We start from the raw sequence: 18,126 nt of genomic DNA, 5'->3' as shown, positions 1-18,126 counted from the left end.
TCCCATCATGGGAAGGTCAAGGGCTGCCGGACAGGAACTTCAGGAACCCGGCCGAAGCCTCACGCCCCCTCGCCGACCTTCCAGGGCCAGTCGACGACATAGTCCTCGAAGTCTTCCACATCGACCTCGGTCTCGCAGACCGTTTCGCGGCCGCGGGCGGAGATGCCGGCGATGTGGACGGTCTCTGGGTCACCGGAGACGAGATGGTGCCACCAGTAGAGGTCGCGGTTCTCGCGTACCAGCCGGTAGCCGCAGGTGGGCGGCAGCCAGGGGATCTCGTCGACGCCTTCAGGCGTCAGCTGGATGCATTCCGGCACGGTCGCCTGGCGGTTCTCGTAGTCGGTACAGCGGCAGCTCGTGCCGTCCATCAGCCGGCAGCGCACGGAAGTGAAGACGACCGCGCCGCTGTCCCAGTCCTCGAGCTTGTTGAGGCAACAGAGACCGCAGCCGTCGCAGAGGCTTTCCCACTCGCGCGGGTCCATCTCCTCCAGCGTCTTCACCTTCCAGAAGGGCAGCTCGGTCATTGACAAATCCGTACATGGGAACCAACAGCCTGCGCAACGCTTTTGCCTGTTGCGATTCTGCTATCGTATTTCACCATTCCATAAGCTATTGCTGACTCACTATGCCAGCAGCTCTGGCCGCTCATGATGGCGGCGTCAAGCGACCGGCGCGATCGATTGGGGGCACCAGTGCAGGACGATCCAGAAACAGGAGAAGAACGGCCGCGCCGGAAGCGCCACCTGCTTCTCCGTATCGATTCCTGGATCGACTCCACCGTGTGGAACCTCGGCTTCCGGTTCGGCGAGATCTGGGAGGAGATCACCATCTTCTCCCGCAGGTTCCGCGCCCGCGGCTGGAAGAAGGCCGCCTTCGAGGTTGCCGGCGAAGCGATGACGCTCGGCACGGCCGGCGCCGTCGTCCTTTTGGCGCTCGCCTTGCCTGCCTTCGAGGAAACCAAAGAAGATTGGCGCAATCGTGGCGACTTCGCTGTTACCTTCCTCGACCGCTACGGCAATACGATCGGCCACCGCGGCATCATCCACGAGGATTCGGTGCCGATCGACCAGTTGCCGGACCATCTGATCAAGGCGGTGCTGGCGACGGAAGACCGGCGCTTCTTCGATCATTTCGGCATCGACTTCCTCGGCCTGGCGCGCGCCATGAGCGAGAACGCCAAGGCGGGCGGCGTCGTCCAGGGCGGCTCGACGCTGACGCAGCAGCTCGCCAAGAACCTGTTTTTGACCAACGAGCGGTCCATCGAGCGCAAGATCAAGGAAGCCTTCCTGGCGCTGTGGCTGGAGGCCAATCTCTCCAAGAAGGAAATCCTCTCCTATTACCTCGACCGCGCCTACATGGGCGGCGGCACCTTCGGCGCGGCGGCGGCGGCGCAGTTCTACTTCGGCAAGAACCTCACCGAGGTGGATCTGGCGGAATCGGTGATGCTCGCCGGCCTGTTCAAGGCGCCGGCGAAATACGCGCCGCACGTCAACCTGCCGGCGGCGCGCGCGCGGGCCAACGAGGTGCTGACCAATCTCGTGCAGGGCGGCATGATGACCGAGGGCCAGGTGATCGGCGCAAGGCGCAGCCCGGCGACCGTCATCGACCGGGCGGAAGCCAAGGCCCCCGACTATTTCCTCGACTGGGCCTTCGACGAGGTGCAGCGGCTGGCCAAAGCCGGAAAGATCAAGGAGCGCTCGGTGATCGTGCGCACCACGATCGACATGGGCCTGCAGCAGGCCGCCGAGGCGGCGATGGAATCGAGCCTGCGCGAATACGGCGAAAGCTACCGCGCCAAGCAGGGCGCCATGGTGATGATCGAGACGGGCGGCGCCGTGCGCGCCATGGTCGGCGGTCGTGACTACGGCGAAAGCCAGTTCAACCGCGCCACCCGGGCGCTCAGGCAGCCCGGCTCCTCCTTCAAGCTCTACACCTATGCCGCCGCCATGGAGAAGGGTTTCACGCCGGAATCGGTCGTCTCGGACGCGCCGGTGACCTGGCGCGGTTGGTCGCCGCAGAACTACGGCCGCTCCTACAAGGGCAAGGTGACGCTGATGACGGCCATGTCGCAGTCCTACAACACCGTGCCGGTCCGGCTGGCGAAGGACGAGCTGGGCACCGAGCGGATCGCGCAGATGGCCAAGGACATGGGCGTCGAGACGCCGCTGCGGACCGACAAGACCATTCCGCTCGGCACCTCCGAAGTCACCGTGCTCGACCAGGCCACCGCCTATGCGGTGATGCCGGCGGGCGGGCTGCAGTCGCGCCGGCACGGCATCGCGCAGATCGTCGGATACGGCAGCGAGGTGCTCTACGACTTCCAGCGCGACGCGCCGCCGGCGCATCGGGTGCTCTCGGAGCAGGCGCTGTCGTCGATGAACCGCATCCTGACCAACATCCCCTATAACGGCACGGCACGGCGCGCGGCCGTCGACGGCGTGCTGACCGGCGGCAAGACCGGCACCTCGCAGAGCTATCGCGATGCCTGGTTCGTCGGCTTCACCGGCAACTACACGACGGCCGTCTGGTTCGGCAACGACGACTATACACCGATGAACAACATGACCGGCGGCTCGCTGCCGGCGATGACCTTCAAGAAGCTGATGGACTATGCCCACCAGGGTGTCGAGCTGAAGCCGATCCCGGGCATCGAGGATCCGTTCCCGGAAGGCGTGACGAAGCCGCAGGCCGTGGCGGAGAAGACGGACGATGGCGAAGAGGCCATCCCGGCCCTGGTGCGTCCGCGCTCCATGCCGGCGGAAGCGACGCGGGTGCTGCGGCGGATCGCCGAAAAGCTGAAGACCGCCGCGCCGCTGGCACCCGCCACCGCCAGGCTTGCCGATGCGACCGTGACAGGTTCGCTGGCGCCGGTGGAGACCAGCGTGTCCGCAGACGGCCCCGGCGGCTGACAGCCGTTCCCTCCCGCCACGCCTTCAATGCCGGCCACGAACGGCCGGCCTCAGCGCAAGCGCGTCCATAAGCCGTTCCTTTCGAGGGGAATCAATGCTAACCCTCGGCGACACTCCTTGAGGGCATGCCTTTCGTGTTTCGTGTTCCGTTTCTTGTCGCCATTGCCCTTGCGATCGCCTTCGGTGGCGGGATCTGGTCGACGCTCTGGGCACTGGAGGCGACCACCGGCTTCGGCGCCATCCGGCTCGGGGCCTGGGAGGCGTTTCCCGACGCCCAGACGGCCAAGGCCGACCCTTACGCCAAATCGCACCGGGCCAGCGCCGGCGCCCTGCTCTACGGCAGCGCCGAGGGCCTCAGCTTCACGGCCGGGGTCGACGAGACCGGCGCCCCGCTGCGGGCCGCCTGCAGCTATCGCATCATCGGGCACACGCCCCCTGCCCGTCTCTGGACCCTCTACACGCTGCAGGGAGGCCGGGCCTATCGTCCGCAGACCGGCGTCCTGCCGGTGGCGCTGAACTCCCGCTCGATCCTGCGCCATGGCGACGGCGCGTTCGAAATCGCTGTCGCGGCCGATGCGCAGCCGGGCAACTGGCTGGCGACCCCGCAGGACGGTCGCTTCCGCTTGCGCCTGACGCTTCTCGACACGCCGGCGGCGGGCAGTTCCGGGCTGATCGATCTGTCGATGCCCGCCATCCAGAACCTTGGATGCGGCAATGCTTAAGGTGCTGTTTGCCGTCCTCACCGGGCTTTTCGGCGCGGCCCTGCTGCATCTCGTGATCATCCTGTCGCTGCCCTATTTCAGCGAGCGGGACGCCTATACGCGGGTGCTGGCGGAGGGCAGCCGGCATATCTTCCACCGGCTTCCCGACGCCCGCGACCGGGCCGGACTGGTGCAGGACGATCCGCTGATGGAGGCATCCGTCTGCGCCTACGATATCTCCGAGGGGCCGGTGCGCATCTTCGCACAGGGCAATGTGCCCTTCTGGTCCATGGCGATCTTCGATGCCGCCTCCAACGAGGTCTTCAGCATCAACGATCGCACCGCCGCAGCCGGCATTCTCGACGTGGTGCTGGCCACGCCGGTGCAGCTGACGGTGCTGCGAAAGACACTGCCGGAGGCGATCTCGCAATCGATCCTCGTCGAGACCCAGCAGGCGGACGGCTATGTGGTCCTCAGGACCATGGTGCCGCAGCCGAGCTTTGCGCCGGCGGCGGGGACATTTCTGTCGGAGGCTGTCTGTGCGCCCTTCGAATGGCGCCGGCGGCAGCAGTTCTGATCCCTGGCCTTCAGTTCTGCTCGAGGAGCATGACCGGGATGGATACTCTCTGCGGCGGCACGGTCTCCAGACGCTCGTAACGAACCCCCGTGAAGATCAGCAGTTGCGCCGTCTCGGCCGTCTCCTGGCGACCGATGTGGATTTCGGGTTTGCGGCGCTGCTGGTCACGCCATCTGTTCAGCACTACGATTTCTGCCATGCTCGTCTCCATGATGGTTCGAGACGGATGAATGACGGCTCACTTTCACCCTGCCCTCAAGTGGGCCGACGCATCCTCATGTGAAGCATCTGCGCCTTACTCGTCGTCACACCATTCCGGTGCCTACGACATTCACGACCGGTACCGCCGAACCGGCTCCTCGCGAAACGGGAGTTCCCCGTTTCCCGGCTTCGTCCGGGTTGTCTCCGGAACTGGCGTCATTGAGCCAGTAACCGGTAAACCATTCGTTAATGCTAATAAAGTGTGGCGACGCATTTGCGTCATTCCCACAGCAAAAACGCCCGGCGTGGCTTTTTGTTCACACTGGCGGCGATCACGCCTGCCTGATGAGGTGAAGGGCATCCCCTGATCGCCTGGTCAGCCGTTCCATTCCGGTGCAGCGTCATGGACGATTCATAGCCCATTAACCGTGGCTTGTTACCATCTGGTTTACCATCCAGGTGGCTTGGGCAGGCTGTCTTGGGCAGGCCGGCCTGGGATGCTCTTCCCGCCGTCTCCGGCGACCGGCGGCTGTCGTTCCCGACCGGGCTGCCACGAGTTTTGTATTGCGTAAACGTGAGTTTGGCCTGTGACGGACCAGTTTCGAGATCTTGAAAGGCCTTTGGCCATGCGCAGGAAGGACGTGGTGTTGATTGCCACTGTAACGAGTTTCGAGAGCGTTCCGCGTCCCTCCCGCTCCGAGCTCCGGCAGTTCGCAGAGCTTTTCGGCCCACTCTTCAGCGCCTCCAGCGAGGAAGCCCGGCGGCATGCCGTGGCCGCGCTGTCGCAATCCAGGACAGTGCCGCCGGCCGTCGCCTTCTTCATCGCCTGCCAGCCGATCGCCATTGCCGCCCCCTTCCTCGCCTCCTCCCCCTGCCTAGACGACGAGACGCTGATCACCGTCGCGCGCACGCAAGGCGCTGCGCATGCGAAAGCCATCGTGCTGCGCGAGGACCTGTCACCCAGGGTCATCGACACCCTCGTCAGCCTGCGCCACGACTGGCCGCTCGCCAAGCGCGACACGGCTGCAGCCGATGTGCCCGATCCGGTGACGGTTCAGGTAAAGGCGCAGGACGACGAGCGCGCATGGCGCGAGGAACAGCTGCGTCAGCGCATCAAGGCGCTGGCCGCCCATGTCCACCGCGCCGAGGACGACCGGCTGGGGCTGCGCACGCTGAGCCCCGTCCAGGAAGCGCTGCTCGTGCGCTTCTCCCGCAACCGCGAAGGCGGGCTGTTCGCCACGACGCTGGCCGACGCGCTTTCGGCGAGCCGTTGGCTTGCCGAGCGGATCATGCTCGACATCTCCGGCCAGCAGCTGGCCACCACCCTGAAGGCGCTGGCCATGGAGGAGGCGGATGCGCTCTTCGTGCTGGAGCGCTTCTACTCGCACCTCGGCACCCGGACGAATGGCGTGAGCCGCGGGCAGTTCCTGTGGAATTCGCTGAACGAGGCTGACTGCGGCCGGCGGATCGAGGCCTGGCGGCGCGCCGACGGCTATACCGTCCGGAATTCGGAACTTCATCCGGCAGTGGATCAGGATACCGGCAAGGTCGCGGCGAACGGCACGGGCACCGTTCTCCCCCTGCGCAACGCCGGCTGAGGTTCAGACCGTCGTATCGACGATCGCGAAGAGGCCGTCGATGGCCTCGACCTCCAGTTCGAGAACCCAGAGGTCGCGGTCGAAATTGCGTTCGCGGGTAATCAGCTCGTCGACCGCCCGCGGCTCCACCCGGTCCAGCCGCTTCTCGAACCGCCGCTCGATCACCTCATCCTCCTCGAAGACCTGCTGCGGTGCCGGGGCAAAGAGCGTCTCGGTGCCGTCGCGGAACCGCTGACGGATGAAGACGGCGCCCGCTTCCTCGGCGCCCTTGTGCTCGATCGCGGCAAAGCCGCCGGCGGAAAAGACGCGGCGGGTCAAGGCACTGACGAAGATGTCGGAACGGATGCGCATGGCACATGTCATAGCCGAAAGCGCCACCGGCGCAAAGGCGGCCGTTACCTGGGCCGCCGATCCGCGCCGGTTCAGACGTTAGCGGTGGTGTCCGGCGCTGCGCCAGCCTCGCCCGCCTTCGTCCAGGACAGGTAGTAGTAGGTTTCGCCGACCATGCCGAAATAGGCGCTTTCGCCGGTCAGCCGGTCCTGATGGCTGGAATCGTCGTTGCGCACGTAGAGACCGTTGCCTTCGCGGGTCAGATGCTGCTTGAGGAAGGAGGTCCAGTCGGTGGTCGCCGCCGCCTTTTTCTCGCCGGCCTTGGCATCGGCATCGGCCGGGTTCCAGGCCTTGACCGTCTCGCCCGCCGCCGCGTCGGTGACCGTCAGCGTACCAGCCTCGACCGCCTTGAGCATCGCCTCTGCCATCGCACTGGTTCCGCTCGCGGCCTTCAGTTCCTCCAGCTTGGCGACGAGCGCCTTCATGAAGGCCTTGCTTTCGATATCCTCGACGGCGCCGTCGCTGGCCGCCTCATCGGCCTCTTCGGCCGCCGCGCCGGTCATGGCCTGCTGCTGCAGCGAGGCGATCAGCCGCGAGAGACTGGTATCGTCGTCTTCGGCTTCGTCGCTGTTGCTGCCGGAAAACAGGAGGTCGGCGAGCGAGCTTTGCGCGGTGCCTGACGACTGGGACGACGACTGCGAGGCAGTCTCCTCGGAAACTTCCTTGAAGACCCTCAGGGCGGTCTGCTGCGACCAAAGGCGGACGGTGGTGATTTCGGAAACCATGTTGCTTCTCCGATTGCGGCCCGACCAGTGCCCGGCGGCGGAGAGCGCCTTGGGGCACGGGAACGGGGAAACGCTATCGGCCGTGGCCTGCGCGAAGCTGTGCGCCGGCTCGGCTGCAACCCAGGATTCTAAAGCGCGCCGATCGACTTCAGCTTCTTCAGCACCATCTCGTTCGGCTCGCCGGTTTCCGGCAGCCGATAGTGCTTCTCGAAGCGGCGAATCGCCGCCTTGGTCTGGGCGCCCGCGACGCCGTCGACGGTGATGTCGCTGTAGGCGATGTTGGAGAGGCCGCGCTGGATCTGGATCACCAGGGTGGCGGAAGCGGCGATATCGGGGCCGAGATCGCGCGACGGCGATGGCGCCTGCTTGTCGGCGGACTTGTCGGCAGGCTTGCGGCTGCGCTCGGAGGAGCGGATCGCCGCGGCGACGGGATCCTCGACCACGGCGCTGAGGTCTTCGGCGGGCCGTGCCGCCGGCACGGCAACCGCTTCGATGGGGAGCGGCGCGACGGGGGATGCGGAGGCGGTCTCGACGGTGGCGGCCGGCGCCTCGCGCAGGGTCGCAAGCAGGCCGGGTGTCGCCTCCCCGGTCTGCGGCAGGTCTTCGGTCTCCTGGAAGAAGAGGATGGCGGCGGTGGTCTGCGGGCCGACCAGCCCGTCGGCGACGCCCTGATAGAGACCGCGGCGGGCCAACTGCCGCTGCACCTCGGCGATCAGTTCCTGCGGCGAGAGGTCCGGCTGCGGCGTGGCCGCGGCATCCTCAACGGCGGGTGGCGCCACGGGCGCGGGCACGGCAGCGGGCGCCGGCTCGGCCGCGTCCTCGCGGGCAATGCGGAAGGTGGTCACGGTGTCGGGTTCGCTGCGGCGCGCCGGGCGGTAACCGGCAATGCCGTTCGGATCCTGCGGATCACGGGTCGCCAGAAGCGGCGACGGGTGATTGCCCGGCTGGTACCACAGCGCATTGGCGGCAATGGAGCCGAAGACGACGGCGAAGGTGGAAACCCCGACAAGCAATCGGGGGTGCCGTCCAGCCGCGCGTCCTGCCGCCGAGAAGAGGCGGAACAGGATGCCGGGTTCCTGAACCTTTTTCTTGCTCTTAGGCGATTTTCGCTTTGGCGGCGTCATTCTCGGTATCCTGTTCGTCCTTCTGTGCCCCGTCGGCGCTCTCCCCGTGAAGGGGTTTTACCAGACGCGGGGGAAATTCGACCATGGGGTCTGCGGGTTCCAGCGCGGCTTCCTCGATGCCGGCACCGTCGGCGGGAAGCGTCACGGTCACCACGGTCCCCTCGCCGGCGCGGCTCTCGATATGGAACCGTCCGCCGTGCAATGCAACAAGTCCTTTCACCAAAGACAGGCCGAGGCCGGTGCCTTCGTACTGGCGGGTATAGTCGTCCTGCACCTGCATGAAGGGCTGGCCGATCAGAGCGAGCTTGTTCTCCGGGATGCCGATGCCGGTGTCGCTGACGGTCAGCACCACGTCATTGCCGACGAGGCCTGCGTCGATCGAGACGACGCCGCCGTTTTCGGTGAACTTGATGGCATTGCCGGCCAGGTTGATGAGGATCTGCTTGACCGCGCGACGGTCGGCGGTGACTTCGCCCAGCCCCTTGGCGGTGCGCGCCGTCAGCGTCACGCCGCGGCCCCGCGCCTGCAGGTCGAGCATGGCGCGGCAGGATTCGATGACGTCGCCGATCATGAAGGGTTCGGCCAGCAGCTCGTAGCGGCCGGCCTCGATCTTGCTCATGTCGAGCATGGTGTTGACGACGGCCAGCAGATGCGCGCCCGACTGGCGTATCAGCCCGACGTATTCCTTCTGGCGGTCGGTCTCGAGCCGGCCGAAATATTCGCCGGCCAGCACGTCGGAGAAACCGAGGATGGCATTCAGCGGCGTGCGCAGCTCGTGGCTGACGGCGGCGAGGAAGCGGGTCTTGGCCTCATGGGCGGAGCGGGCCTCGGTGACGCGCAGCGCCGCCTCGTCGCGCAGCGCCTCTTCGCCGGAGACGTCGCGCATCTGGGCAAAGACTGCGGTGAGCTCGCCGTCGTCGCGGCGCACAGCGGTCATCTCCAGGCAGGCGTGCAGGAACTGGCGGCCTTCGGCGCTGTAGACGCGCTGGACGCGGACCATGACGGAGGCGGCGTCCTGCCCCTGGCGCAGCGTGTCGAGCGCATGCATGAGGCTGATGCGGTCGGAGACATGCACCAGTTCGGCAAGCCGCTGGCCGCAGGGATCGTGCAGCGCTGCGGGAAACTCGGTGCGGTCGCGGCCGCCGCACTTCATCACCAGGCCATGCGGATCGAGCATCAGCGCCAGACCCGGGCAGGCGGAAAAGACGAGATCGTCGGCGGCAGCGGAGGCGACCGGCGGCGTGGAGCGTCCGCCGCGGCCGAAGGTGGCGGCGGCGGCGATCAGGAAGGAGGAGACGGCAACGGTGGCGCCGACCGGCAGGGCGATGGAGACGGGCAGCAGGGTGGTGAGGACGGCCGGCAGCAGCAGGGCGGCGACCCCGGCATTCAGCGTGACGCGGCGCAACAGCACGATGTTCCTGCCACGGGCCTCTTCCGGCTGCCCGAGGCATTCCAGCCAACGGTCGGCGGCCCGGTCGACTTCCCCGACCGCCTTCCCGGCAATGTTACTCAATACGCGCACGCAAGACCCTGACGCAAACTCTGAAATACACTCGGACTTTAGGCTTCGGCGACTTAAGGAAAGGATAAAAGGGGGGCTTGCGAGGCGTGCCGGATTGGGTCGAATCCCGATTTGGAACGCTCCAACGGGCGCTTTTCCGATCATGGTTAACAGGGCGTAAGCAACGGATTTGCTTGCATTTTCCCGATCCTGTTAACACTTGCGGCAGGGCCTTGCCGCAAGAAGGCGGGAACTGCCGGGCGGGCGCCGCAATTATGCTTAACATCGGTGGTCAAGATTTCGCAGGACTGCCGCGGCCGATGCGCCAAAATGGCGATCGTTCAAATTTTATTCAAAACTGGAGAAAAGCCGAGTGTTCCTGTCAAAGGGCGATTCGCTTCCTCGGGTTAGGGTGACACCAAGACCGGGAGAGACCCGGCGGCCGACCGGGCTTTACGGGTGGTGGACAGGACAATGTGGTTTCTGATCAAGAGCAGTATAACGTTCGGACTGGTGCTGGTGGCGCTCTCCTACTTCAGCGGCCGTCCGGCCGTGGAGACGGACGGTGCGCCGCAGGTCGAGGTACAGGACGCCGTGGGCGCCGCCGCCCAGGCCTTCCAGTATCTCAGCGCCATCTGCGTCGAAAAGCCTGACGTCTGCGTCAAGGGTGCCGAAACCTTCGCGGCACTCGGCGAGCGCGCCCGGGAGGGTGCCCTGGTGGCCTTCCAGCTTCTGGACGAACAGTTTGCCGACGAGACGCCGGCGATTGCGCAGGTCGCCGACCCGCAGCCGATGCCGGAAAAGCCGCTTGCCACCGCCTCCACCGACACCGTCTCCACGGGCGGCATTCCGCTTCCGCAGAAGCGCCCTGCCACGCGCTAAACCTTCCGACATCCGACGACGGAGCCTGAGCGCTTCGTCCGCCCCTTCCCTTGCGCCGGCCATTGCCCCGGCCGGCGCCTGATTGCCTGCCCCTGAACTTCAGCCCCTGCTGGACCGTGAGGATTTGCTCCTCACGGTTTTTTTTCATTCACGCGGCCGGCTTTCCTTCCTATATGCAGCCAAAGACAGAACGGGAGCACCGGATGGCCAGGATCGACCAGATCATCGACGATTTCGCCTACCTCGAGGAGTGGGAGGACCGCTACCGCTATGTGATCGAGCTCGGCAAGGCGCTGCCCGACCTGCCGGAAGAGGACCGCACCCCGGAGAACAAGGTGCAGGGCTGCGCCAGCCAGGTCTGGGTCGTCAGCCACGAGGAGGACGGCGGCGCCGATCCGGTGCTGACCTTCACCGGCGATTCCGACGCCCATATCGTGCGCGGTCTGGTGGCGATCGTGCTCGCCGTCTATTCCGGCAAGCATGCCTCCGAGATCGTCTCGACCGACGCGATCGAGATCTTCGACCGCATCGGCCTCGTCGAGCACCTGTCCTCGCAGCGCGCCAACGGCCTGCGCTCGATGGTCAAGCGCATCCGCGAGGAGGCCCGGCTGAAGGCCGCGGCCTGATCGCACCGCCCTACCGGGGCATCGGCGGGCGGTAGCCGTCCGCACCCCAGTGGTGGCTCGCCCGGCGGCTCTGGCGCGGGGGCGGCGCATAGTGGCGGGCGAGCGCAAGAAGTGCGGTGCGCAGCATCAGCTTTGCCGAGCGCGCCGGCCATTGCCGCTCCCGCTCCACCGTCTCCAGGCCCTTGCAGAAGCAGCAGATCGATGGCGACGCCGGAAAGTTCCGGCCCCATGGCCTCGACGGCCTGCGCAAAACGATCGCGGGCGGCCATCGCGCTGTCGGCAAGCTCCGCCTGACCGCCCCGTTCTCCCTTGCCGCGCGCAGACAGTCGCGGTTCCCAGCTGGCTGTGACGCGCGGCTGCAGTTGCGCCCGCGTGAAATCCGCCGCCAGACGCTCGCCCGCCTCGATCGCCTCTATCGGCAGGAAGGCGCCGCCGGTGCGGTCCTTCAGCCGCGACAGGAGGGAGAGCGGCGATTCGGCGAGGTTGCGGCGCACGGCCTGGCGCTCACCCTCGACATCGACGGTTTCCTGCACCTCGACCCGATGCTGGCCGGCAAAGGCCTCCTCGCCCGCCAGCAGGGCGCGGCGCAGGAAGGCCGATGTCTGCGGCGTCGCGGAGAGCGTACCGCCGGAGGCAGCGACGAGGCCGTGGCGGACCGCGCGGGCGACGAGATCGGCGGCGAGCGACAGGTCTTCGCCCTCGACCCGCAGGGCGGCGCCCTCGCCTGCGCCCATCTCGACCGGTCCCCGCAACAGCCGGCGCAGCAGCCGCAAAAGATCGCGCCGCTCGGCCGGCGTCGCGCAGAGGTCCCGTCCGGCGGCCGCAGTCTTCACGCGATCAGTCATGGCCGCTGACCTCGCCGCTGGCGAAGACGGCGACGACGATGCGCTCGACCGCCGAGACGAATTCGTCGTAGATCCGGTCGTCGCGCCGGTCCTCCACCACGTGGCAGGCATGGCTGACGGTGGTGCGGTCGCGGCCGAAGGCGACGCCGATATCCTGCTGCGGCATGCGCAGCGCCACGTGGCAGACATACATGGAGATCTGCCGCACATGGCAGGCCAGCCTTCGCCGGTCGCGGCGCACCATGACGCGGTCGCCGAGCAGCAGGAGCAGCTCGGAAACCATCTGGCGCACGATACGGCAGATGCTGCGATCGGACATGCGCCGGGTGAGCGGCGGCTGCCAGACGATCTCGAAGGGGACATCCGGATCTCTTCCCTCCGGCGGGCGGTGGCTCTCCTGGGGCATGACAACTCCTCGCGAAATAGGAATTTATTCATACGCCCATAGAGGAAGCACGGGGACGGTGGAAGCTGCGAGAAATCGCAATGTGTGTTGAATTTGTTGGGAGGTTTTTGTGGGGTTGGGGGGATACATAGGCTCTTGTTCCTATCTCCGCGCTCTACTAGCCCAGCTTGCAGCTTGGACGTGCCGAGCTCGTCTCGGCCTCCCTCTTTATCGGATGTGTTCAGCCGATCCGCCATCAGGCAGATTGACTTCTGCTAGAGCAGGGGCTGCTTCTCCACTTCTTCCTTCTTCGTCACAGTGCTTAGCCAGCTCCACGAGAAACATGGCTGTGCACCGGGCAATATGTAACGCTTCGTGAGGCGAATAAACATTAGTGACATGCATCGTAGCATTCCTCCATGGGTTTTTAACCGCATCAAGGGTGGCATAGATCTTCTCATATTCGGCACCAAGGGTTCCCTCGATACGCCTGCTTCTGGGCCATTTTTCATCGAGGGCTTTAGATATTTCCTGAAGGATAATACCCCAGTTTTTTGCAGCCGGCTTGGCTGGATCGGCGATCTCGATAAGTTTCGCAAATGCCCCTATCCCACACTCAAGTGCGCGCATACAGTGAAAGACGGATGCAGTATATCGATTTAGGGCAATACACTTCGCAGACTCTTCTATTTCCTGCGATGCCTTTGGAAACGCTGCTGGAAAGCCTTCAACGTGAGGTCCAATTGCGCCAAGGAGCGCATCAACTGGAAGCATCAATCCGGCTTCATTGGGCTGTAAAACCAGAAACTTGACGTCGCTGAGTTCATCGGCAAACCGACTCTCAATTTCGCCAGTTCGCGTAGCAAGGCGACCGTAAGTTGTCGCCCCTATATTCAGTTCATTATACAAGCGTTCGGCCGCCACCTTAGCCGAGCGACATCCCAAGAGACTGAAGACTTCAGGAAGTGAAGAAAGAGTTCCCCGCACAAACTCTCGATCCGCGTCAGAAATAATGGCGGGAGGGTCGCAAGAATTTGTGCGCTCAATGAGGGTCCGCAGACTGACGATAGCACCTAAAAATGGCAGCACATTCAACTCAAGCACGTCTGACAGGCTCCACTAAGTGATATTTCAAATCCTACGTTCATTCCAAGGAATCGCAAACTCCAATATGTGACGCTTGGCCGCCTTGCACGTCACTCACAGCTCGCAAATCGGTAGATAGCGGCACCTCCCATTTGCCACGCCCGCCCCCACTATCGTACCCTCCTCCCTCACCTGAGCCTCTGGAGGAGACGCGACGCATGGAGACATTCACGGGCGGGTGCCTCTGCGGGGATGTGCGGATCGTGGCGGCGGGGCGGCCCTATCGGGTGGGGGTCTGCCACTGCCTCGACTGCCGCAAGCACCATGGGGCGCTGTTCCATGCCTCGGCGATCTTCCCGGAGGATGCGGTGACGGTGAGCGGCGAGACGGGCGAGTATGCGAGGCGGTTCTTCTGTCGCCGCTGCGGCTCGCCGGTGTTCGGACGCAGCGGCGACGAGGTCGAGGTGAACCTCGGCTCCCTCGATGCGCCCGACCAGCTGGTGCCGACCTACGAGCTCTGGACCATCCGCCGCGAGGCCTGGCTGCCGCCCTTCCCGCTCGAGAGGCGATATGCGCGCGACCGTGAATCGTCGGGGCGACTGGAGGAATAGAGGCGATACCCCTCAAAAAGAAGGGGCCGGAAGCAGGTGCTTCACGGCCCTCAATCTGAATGCTTCGGCGGGAGGCGTTACTTGGCGGCGCGCTTGCGGCGCTGGCCGAGGCCCATCTGCTTGGCAAGCCGCGAGCGGGCTTCCGCATAGGCCGGCGCGACCATCGGATAGTCGGACGGCAGGCCCCACTTCTCGCGGTATTCTTCCGGCGTCATGTTGTAGTGGGTCATCAGGTGGCGCTTCAGCGACTTGAACTTCTGACCGTCTTCGAGACAGATCAGGTAATCTTCCTCTATCGACTTCTTGATCGATACCGGCGGCTTGGGCTTTTCCGCCACGGTCGCCGCAGCGACCGGCTGGGTGGTGTTGCTGAGAGCTGTATGGACGTCGGAGATCAGGCCTCCGAGATCACCAACGGGCACGACGTGGTTGCTCACATAGGCCGCTACGATATCGGCGGTCAGCTCCACCAAAAGGTCATGTCCCTTGTCCAAGGCCGTTTCTGTCATTTTACGTCTCCATTTTCTTATTGTTCCACACAGCGCGCGGTTTTCGCTGCGCCGCGTGGGATCTCGCTCGTTTGGCCGATCGGGCGGCTCCCGAACACGCGACATGGGCCGGCCACCTGCTTTGAGGAAAGGCCCGCCAAGCTTCTTGAACATCCGCTTAAAGAAACTACTGCTGCGTCGGTTCCAAGATCTTGCATAAATAAGACTGTTGCGGAGATCTTTTAAGTAGCGCCGGTGTTCTTGATCGGCAGTGTAATCAACTGCGGATGGTTTAGCATCTTTGAATGTGAGTTTCAAAGCACAAAATAGAGCGGTAAGCCTAAATTTTCCGCAGAACGAAGTCCACTAGCGCATGATTGCGAGCGTTTCTCACATCGCTTACGCAATTATTCGCACTGTATAGAAATTGGAAACTATACCTGTTCCTGGCGGCGGCGCATTTCGTCCTGCACCGAGATGTCCGACAGCGGGTAGCCTGATTCGTGCGCGGCCTTGGCCAGCAGATGGGCGGAGACCGGTGCGGTCAGCACGAAGAACAGGAAGCCGGCGAACGAGCGCGCCAGAATGGCGAGGTCGGCGGCATGGATTCCGACGGCGATCAGCATCAGCGCGGATCCCACCGTGCCGGCCTTGGAGGCGGCATGCATGCGGGCATAGAGATCGGGCAGGCGGTTCAGGCCGACGGCGGCCGCGAAGGTGAAGACGGCGCCGGTGATGATCAGCAGCGCGGTGATCAGCGCGAGAATGATATCCATCACGGTGTCTCCTTTTTGGCGGCCGGCTTGGCGGCGGGCTTCGCCGCAGGCTTGCGCGGCGGCTTCGGCTTGGCGGGCGCTGCGGCTGCAGCCGGTGCGGATGCCGTCTGGTCGGCGCCGGCGGCCTTGCCCCTGGCCTTGGCCTTGGCGATCTTGACCTTGGCCGCGCTTGCCTTGGTCACCTCAGACTTGCTGGGCGACGGCCTGGCGGTGGCGACAGGGGCAGCGACCGGCGTGGCGGTGCCGGCGGGCACGGGTTCCGGGGCTTCGGAGGCCACCGAGGCGGTCGGGATCGAAGCCGGGGTGGCCGGCTGTTCGACCGTGGCATCCGGACGTTCCGGGAGGGGTTCGGGCGGCGAGCCGTCCTCCCCTTCCCGCCGCTTGCGCGACAGGATGAAGCGGGCGAGCGCCACGGTCGCCAGGAAGCCGACGAGGCCGAGTGAAATGGCGATGTCGATATAGAGCGTATAGCCGGTGCGGATCGCAATCAGGGCGATGAAGCCCATGACGATGCCGACCAGCATGTCGAGCGCGATCACCCGGTCCGGCAGGGTCGGGCCGCGGATGACGCGCCAGACCGTCAGCAGAAAGGCGACGCTGAGGACGACGAGGCCGAAGTGTACGGCAGACTGTGTGATGGCTTGGGCCGTCATCAGCGGAAGGCCTCCAGGATCTTGCGTTCGAAGCCCTCGGCGATGTCGCGCCGGGCGGCGTCAGGGTCGGAGCAGTCGAGGGCATGCACGTAGAGCGTCTTGCAGTCCTCGGAGACATCCACCGACAGCGTGCCGGGGGTGAGCGTGATGAGGTTGGCAAGCAGCGTGATCTCGAAATCACGCTCGACCGTCAGCGGAAAGGCGAAGATGCCGGGCTTGACGACGAGGCGCGGGCTGAGCACCAGGACCGCCACGCGGAAGGCCGAGCGCGCCAATTCCTTCAGGAAGAGCAGCACCAGCGAGATGATGCGGTTGACGCGCCTCCAGTAGCCGGGGCCGCCCATCTCGCCGCGGACGATCCAGAGCGCCAGCGACGCGAGGAAGAAGCCGAACACCAGGTTGAGCAGCGTGGCGCTGCCGGTGATCGCCACCCAGATGACGGCAAAGATCACGTTGAAGACATAGGTCGTCATTCAGCACCTCCTGTCGGAAACACCGACTGGATATAGGCCCTCGGATCGGCAAGGGTGGCGGCCGCCTCCTGCGACAGCCGCACCGGCAGGTCCGGGAAAACCCCGAAGAAGACGATGATGGCCACGAGACCGGCAAGCGGCGCGGAGCGCTGCAGCGCGCCGGCGGCGGAAGGCACTGCCGTGGGTTCGATGCGCGGCCGCCAGAAGGCGAGCAGGAAGACCCGGCCGAGCGTCAGCGTGAGGATCAGCGCCGAAATGAGGATTGCTGCCGACAGCCACCAGGCGCCGATGTCCAGCGCGGCCTTCAGGAGGATGATCTTCGGCCAGAGGCCGGAGAACGGCGGCAGGCCGGCGGCGGCAAAGAAGATGACGAAGGCGGCCGCGGCGATCCAGGGGGCGTCGCGGTAGAGGCCGCCCAGCGTCTGCAGCGACCAGGAGCCGCCGATGCGGGCCGCCTCGCCGATCAGCAGATAGAGCGCCGTCATGACGATGATCGAGTGCAGCGAATAGAGGATGGCGCCGGACACGCCGGGCACGCCGCCGATCGCCACGCCGGCGATGATGTTGCCGATGCCGGCGATCACCGCGAAACCAGCCATCCGTCTGAGGTCGCTCTGCGCCAGGGCGCCGAGCGCGCCGATGACCATTGTCAGCGCCGCGATGATGGCGAGCAAGAGGCTCAGCTGTTCGCGCTCGACCGGAAAGAGCATGACCATGACGCGCATCAGGGCATAGACGCCGACCTTGGTCAGCAGCCCGCCGAAGAGCGCCGACACGACGATGCGCGGCGTGTGGTAGGAGGCCGGCAGCCAGAAGTTGACCGGGAAGGCCGCGGCCTTCATGGCGAAGGCCAGGATGAACAGCGCGCTCAGCGTCATCAGCGGCGCCGTGCCGCGGTAGTCGTTCGCCTGGCGGGCGATGTCGGCCATGTTGAGGGTGCCGAAGATCGCATAGACATAGCCGACGGCGATCAGGAAGAGCGTCGTGCCGAGCAGGTTGAGGACAGCGTATTTCAGTGCGCCGTCGATCTGCTGTCGCTCCGAACCGAGGATGAGCAGGCCGAAGGAGGAGATCAGCAGCACCTCGAACCAGACGTAGAGGTTGAAGATGTCGCCGGTCAGGAAGGCGCCGGTGACGCCGGCCATCAGCAGCAGCAGGAAGGGATAGAAGCCGTAGCGGCGGCCGGTGGCGTCGATGTCGCGCAGGCCGTAGATGCCGGCCGCCAGCGCCACGAGGCCGGAGGCGAGCGCCAGCAGCGATCCCATCAGGTCGGCGGTGAACGAGATGCCGAAGGGCGGCAGCCAGCGCCCCGCCGTCATCGTGAAGGGACCGTCGACGGCGACCCTGTAGACCAGCAGCCCCTCCATCAGGACGAGCGCCACCAGCCCCGGGACGGCGATCCATCCGTGCAGCCAGATCCGGTGGCGGACCATCATCAGCACGGCGCCGAGCGTGATCATCAGCGCCATGGGCGCGATCACCAGCCAGTCGGCAAGCGCCGTCGGCGCCATGACCATGGCGGCGGAGAGGTCAATCGGGGCAGTCGTCGGTACAGCCATCGCGTCCGTATTCCTA

Annotated in this window: 19 protein-coding genes and 2 pseudogenes; 7 read left to right on the top strand and 14 right to left on the bottom strand. The window is 65.3% G+C overall.

Annotation, left to right across the window (positions count from 1 at the left end; genetic code table 11):
* Nucleotides 1-59: 59 nt before the first annotated feature.
* Nucleotides 60-524, bottom strand: a complete 465-nt coding sequence (locus EO99_RS0113720; protein ID WP_029619210.1) for a YcgN family cysteine cluster protein — start codon at nucleotides 522-524, stop codon at nucleotides 60-62.
* Between the two features lie 126 nt (nucleotides 525-650).
* On the opposite strand from EO99_RS0113720, the gene EO99_RS0113715 reads away from it, so the two are divergent.
* The 3 genes from EO99_RS0113715 to EO99_RS0113705 all read left to right on the top strand — a co-directional run bounded on the left by EO99_RS0113715 (nucleotide 651) and on the right by EO99_RS0113705 (nucleotide 4,187).
* On the top strand, nucleotides 651-2,909 hold the full coding sequence (locus EO99_RS0113715; RefSeq protein WP_081852062.1) for a transglycosylase domain-containing protein: 2,259 nt from the start codon (nucleotides 651-653) through the stop codon (nucleotides 2,907-2,909).
* A gap of 134 nt (nucleotides 2,910-3,043) precedes the next feature.
* A complete protein-coding gene (locus EO99_RS0113710; RefSeq protein ID WP_029619208.1) occupies nucleotides 3,044-3,631 on the top strand; it encodes a DUF1214 domain-containing protein in 588 nt (195 codons plus the stop codon).
* Complete coding sequence (locus EO99_RS0113705) at nucleotides 3,624-4,187, top strand: DUF1254 domain-containing protein (protein ID WP_029619207.1); 564 nt, start codon at nucleotides 3,624-3,626, stop codon at nucleotides 4,185-4,187. Before EO99_RS0113710 ends, EO99_RS0113705 begins: the two co-directional genes overlap by 8 nt.
* A gap of 10 nt (nucleotides 4,188-4,197) precedes the next feature.
* Here the strand turns inward: EO99_RS0113705 and EO99_RS0113700 are convergent, their stop codons facing one another.
* Nucleotides 4,198-4,386 (bottom strand): hypothetical protein, encoded by a 189-nt coding sequence (locus tag EO99_RS0113700; protein WP_029619206.1) that lies wholly within the window; start codon nucleotides 4,384-4,386, stop codon nucleotides 4,198-4,200.
* Between the two features lie 589 nt (nucleotides 4,387-4,975).
* Between EO99_RS0113700 and EO99_RS0113695 the strand changes: the two genes are divergently transcribed.
* Nucleotides 4,976-5,986 (top strand): DUF2336 domain-containing protein, encoded by a 1,011-nt coding sequence (locus tag EO99_RS0113695; RefSeq protein ID WP_077067071.1) that lies wholly within the window; start codon nucleotides 4,976-4,978, stop codon nucleotides 5,984-5,986.
* Between the two features lie 3 nt (nucleotides 5,987-5,989).
* Here EO99_RS0113695 and EO99_RS0113690 read toward each other — a convergent pair whose 3' ends face one another.
* The 4 genes from EO99_RS0113690 to EO99_RS0113675 form a co-directional block, all read right to left on the bottom strand.
* Entirely contained in the window at nucleotides 5,990-6,337 is a 348-nt protein-coding gene (locus tag EO99_RS0113690; RefSeq protein ID WP_029619204.1) for a DUF1491 family protein, read from the bottom strand.
* A gap of 71 nt (nucleotides 6,338-6,408) precedes the next feature.
* Complete coding sequence (locus tag EO99_RS0113685) at nucleotides 6,409-7,101, bottom strand: hypothetical protein (RefSeq protein ID WP_029619203.1); 693 nt, start codon at nucleotides 7,099-7,101, stop codon at nucleotides 6,409-6,411.
* A 128-nt stretch (nucleotides 7,102-7,229) separates the two neighbouring features.
* Nucleotides 7,230-8,225: a peptidoglycan-binding domain-containing protein gene (locus EO99_RS0113680; protein ID WP_029619202.1), complete on the bottom strand. Its 996-nt coding sequence runs from the start codon at nucleotides 8,223-8,225 to the stop codon at nucleotides 7,230-7,232.
* Nucleotides 8,197-9,747 (bottom strand): sensor histidine kinase, encoded by a 1,551-nt coding sequence (locus tag EO99_RS0113675; RefSeq protein ID WP_029619201.1) that lies wholly within the window; start codon nucleotides 9,745-9,747, stop codon nucleotides 8,197-8,199. Before EO99_RS0113675 ends, EO99_RS0113680 begins: the two co-directional genes overlap by 29 nt.
* 453 nt (nucleotides 9,748-10,200) lie before the next feature.
* On the opposite strand from EO99_RS0113675, the gene EO99_RS0113670 reads away from it, so the two are divergent.
* Both EO99_RS0113670 and EO99_RS0113665 read left to right on the top strand, forming a co-directional pair.
* Nucleotides 10,201-10,608: a DUF5330 domain-containing protein gene (locus EO99_RS0113670; RefSeq protein WP_029619200.1), complete on the top strand. Its 408-nt coding sequence runs from the start codon at nucleotides 10,201-10,203 to the stop codon at nucleotides 10,606-10,608.
* A 203-nt stretch (nucleotides 10,609-10,811) separates the two neighbouring features.
* Nucleotides 10,812-11,234: a SufE family protein gene (locus tag EO99_RS0113665; protein WP_029619199.1), complete on the top strand. Its 423-nt coding sequence runs from the start codon at nucleotides 10,812-10,814 to the stop codon at nucleotides 11,232-11,234.
* Nucleotides 11,235-11,244: 10 nt separating this feature from the next.
* Here the strand turns inward: EO99_RS0113665 and EO99_RS28200 are convergent.
* The 3 genes and pseudogenes from EO99_RS28200 to EO99_RS27420 form a co-directional block, all read right to left on the bottom strand.
* Nucleotides 11,245-11,968, bottom strand: a pseudogene (locus tag EO99_RS28200) (DUF6456 domain-containing protein).
* Between the two features lie 103 nt (nucleotides 11,969-12,071).
* Nucleotides 12,072-12,485, bottom strand: a complete 414-nt coding sequence (locus tag EO99_RS0113655; protein WP_328286603.1) for a helix-turn-helix domain-containing protein — start codon at nucleotides 12,483-12,485, stop codon at nucleotides 12,072-12,074.
* Nucleotides 12,486-12,692: 207 nt separating this feature from the next.
* Nucleotides 12,693-13,568 (bottom strand): hypothetical protein, encoded by an 876-nt coding sequence (locus tag EO99_RS27420; RefSeq protein WP_156034778.1) that lies wholly within the window; start codon nucleotides 13,566-13,568, stop codon nucleotides 12,693-12,695.
* Between the two features lie 200 nt (nucleotides 13,569-13,768).
* On the opposite strand from EO99_RS27420, the gene EO99_RS0113650 reads away from it, so the two are divergent.
* Entirely contained in the window at nucleotides 13,769-14,161 is a 393-nt protein-coding gene (locus tag EO99_RS0113650; RefSeq protein WP_029619196.1) for a GFA family protein, read from the top strand.
* A 77-nt stretch (nucleotides 14,162-14,238) separates the two neighbouring features.
* Here the strand turns inward: EO99_RS0113650 and EO99_RS0113645 are convergent, their stop codons facing one another.
* The 5 genes and pseudogenes from EO99_RS0113645 to EO99_RS0113625 all read right to left on the bottom strand — a co-directional run bounded on the left by EO99_RS0113645 (nucleotide 14,239) and on the right by EO99_RS0113625 (nucleotide 18,110).
* Nucleotides 14,239-14,670 (bottom strand): MucR family transcriptional regulator, encoded by a 432-nt coding sequence (locus EO99_RS0113645; RefSeq protein WP_029619195.1) that lies wholly within the window; start codon nucleotides 14,668-14,670, stop codon nucleotides 14,239-14,241.
* Between the two features lie 413 nt (nucleotides 14,671-15,083).
* Nucleotides 15,084-15,428 (bottom strand): monovalent cation/H(+) antiporter subunit G, encoded by a 345-nt coding sequence (gene mnhG / locus EO99_RS0113640; RefSeq protein WP_029619194.1) that lies wholly within the window; start codon nucleotides 15,426-15,428, stop codon nucleotides 15,084-15,086.
* Nucleotides 15,429-15,808: 380 nt separating this feature from the next.
* Nucleotides 15,809-16,078: pseudogene (locus EO99_RS25715) on the bottom strand (cation:proton antiporter); the annotation flags it as partial.
* A complete protein-coding gene (locus tag EO99_RS0113630) occupies nucleotides 16,078-16,551 on the bottom strand; it encodes a Na+/H+ antiporter subunit E (protein WP_029619192.1) in 474 nt (157 codons plus the stop codon). The gene EO99_RS0113630 and the pseudogene EO99_RS25715, both read right to left, overlap by 1 nt.
* Nucleotides 16,548-18,110 (bottom strand): Na+/H+ antiporter subunit D, encoded by a 1,563-nt coding sequence (locus EO99_RS0113625; RefSeq protein ID WP_029619191.1) that lies wholly within the window; start codon nucleotides 18,108-18,110, stop codon nucleotides 16,548-16,550. Before EO99_RS0113625 ends, EO99_RS0113630 begins: the two co-directional genes overlap by 4 nt.
* Nucleotides 18,111-18,126 lie beyond the last annotated feature (16 nt).

The sequence above is a fragment of the Pseudorhizobium marinum genome (genome assembly GCF_000705355.1).
Classification (GTDB): domain Bacteria; phylum Pseudomonadota; class Alphaproteobacteria; order Rhizobiales; family Rhizobiaceae; genus Neorhizobium; species Neorhizobium pelagicum.
Note: the sequence above shows the minus strand (reverse complement) of the source record. Positions and strands in the feature narration are given on the sequence as shown.

Coding starts and splice junctions, on each gene's coding strand:
- EO99_RS0113720 (WP_029619210.1), bottom strand. CDS start 524: ATGACCGAGCTGCCCTTCTGGAAGGTGAAGACGCTGGAGGAGATGGAC.
- EO99_RS0113715 (WP_081852062.1), top strand. CDS start 651: ATGGCGGCGTCAAGCGACCGGCGCGATCGATTGGGGGCACCAGTGCAG.
- EO99_RS0113705 (WP_029619207.1), top strand. CDS start 3,624: ATGCTTAAGGTGCTGTTTGCCGTCCTCACCGGGCTTTTCGGCGCGGCC.
- EO99_RS0113700 (WP_029619206.1), bottom strand. CDS start 4,386: ATGGCAGAAATCGTAGTGCTGAACAGATGGCGTGACCAGCAGCGCCGC.
- EO99_RS0113690 (WP_029619204.1), bottom strand. CDS start 6,337: ATGCGCATCCGTTCCGACATCTTCGTCAGTGCCTTGACCCGCCGCGTC.
- EO99_RS0113685 (WP_029619203.1), bottom strand. CDS start 7,101: ATGGTTTCCGAAATCACCACCGTCCGCCTTTGGTCGCAGCAGACCGCC.
- EO99_RS0113680 (WP_029619202.1), bottom strand. CDS start 8,225: ATGACGCCGCCAAAGCGAAAATCGCCTAAGAGCAAGAAAAAGGTTCAG.
- EO99_RS0113670 (WP_029619200.1), top strand. CDS start 10,201: ATGTGGTTTCTGATCAAGAGCAGTATAACGTTCGGACTGGTGCTGGTG.
- EO99_RS0113665 (WP_029619199.1), top strand. CDS start 10,812: ATGGCCAGGATCGACCAGATCATCGACGATTTCGCCTACCTCGAGGAG.
- EO99_RS0113655 (WP_328286603.1), bottom strand. CDS start 12,485: ATGCCCCAGGAGAGCCACCGCCCGCCGGAGGGAAGAGATCCGGATGTC.
- EO99_RS0113650 (WP_029619196.1), top strand. CDS start 13,769: ATGGAGACATTCACGGGCGGGTGCCTCTGCGGGGATGTGCGGATCGTG.
- EO99_RS0113645 (WP_029619195.1), bottom strand. CDS start 14,670: ATGACAGAAACGGCCTTGGACAAGGGACATGACCTTTTGGTGGAGCTG.
- EO99_RS0113630 (WP_029619192.1), bottom strand. CDS start 16,551: ATGACGACCTATGTCTTCAACGTGATCTTTGCCGTCATCTGGGTGGCG.
- EO99_RS0113625 (WP_029619191.1), bottom strand. CDS start 18,110: ATGGCTGTACCGACGACTGCCCCGATTGACCTCTCCGCCGCCATGGTC.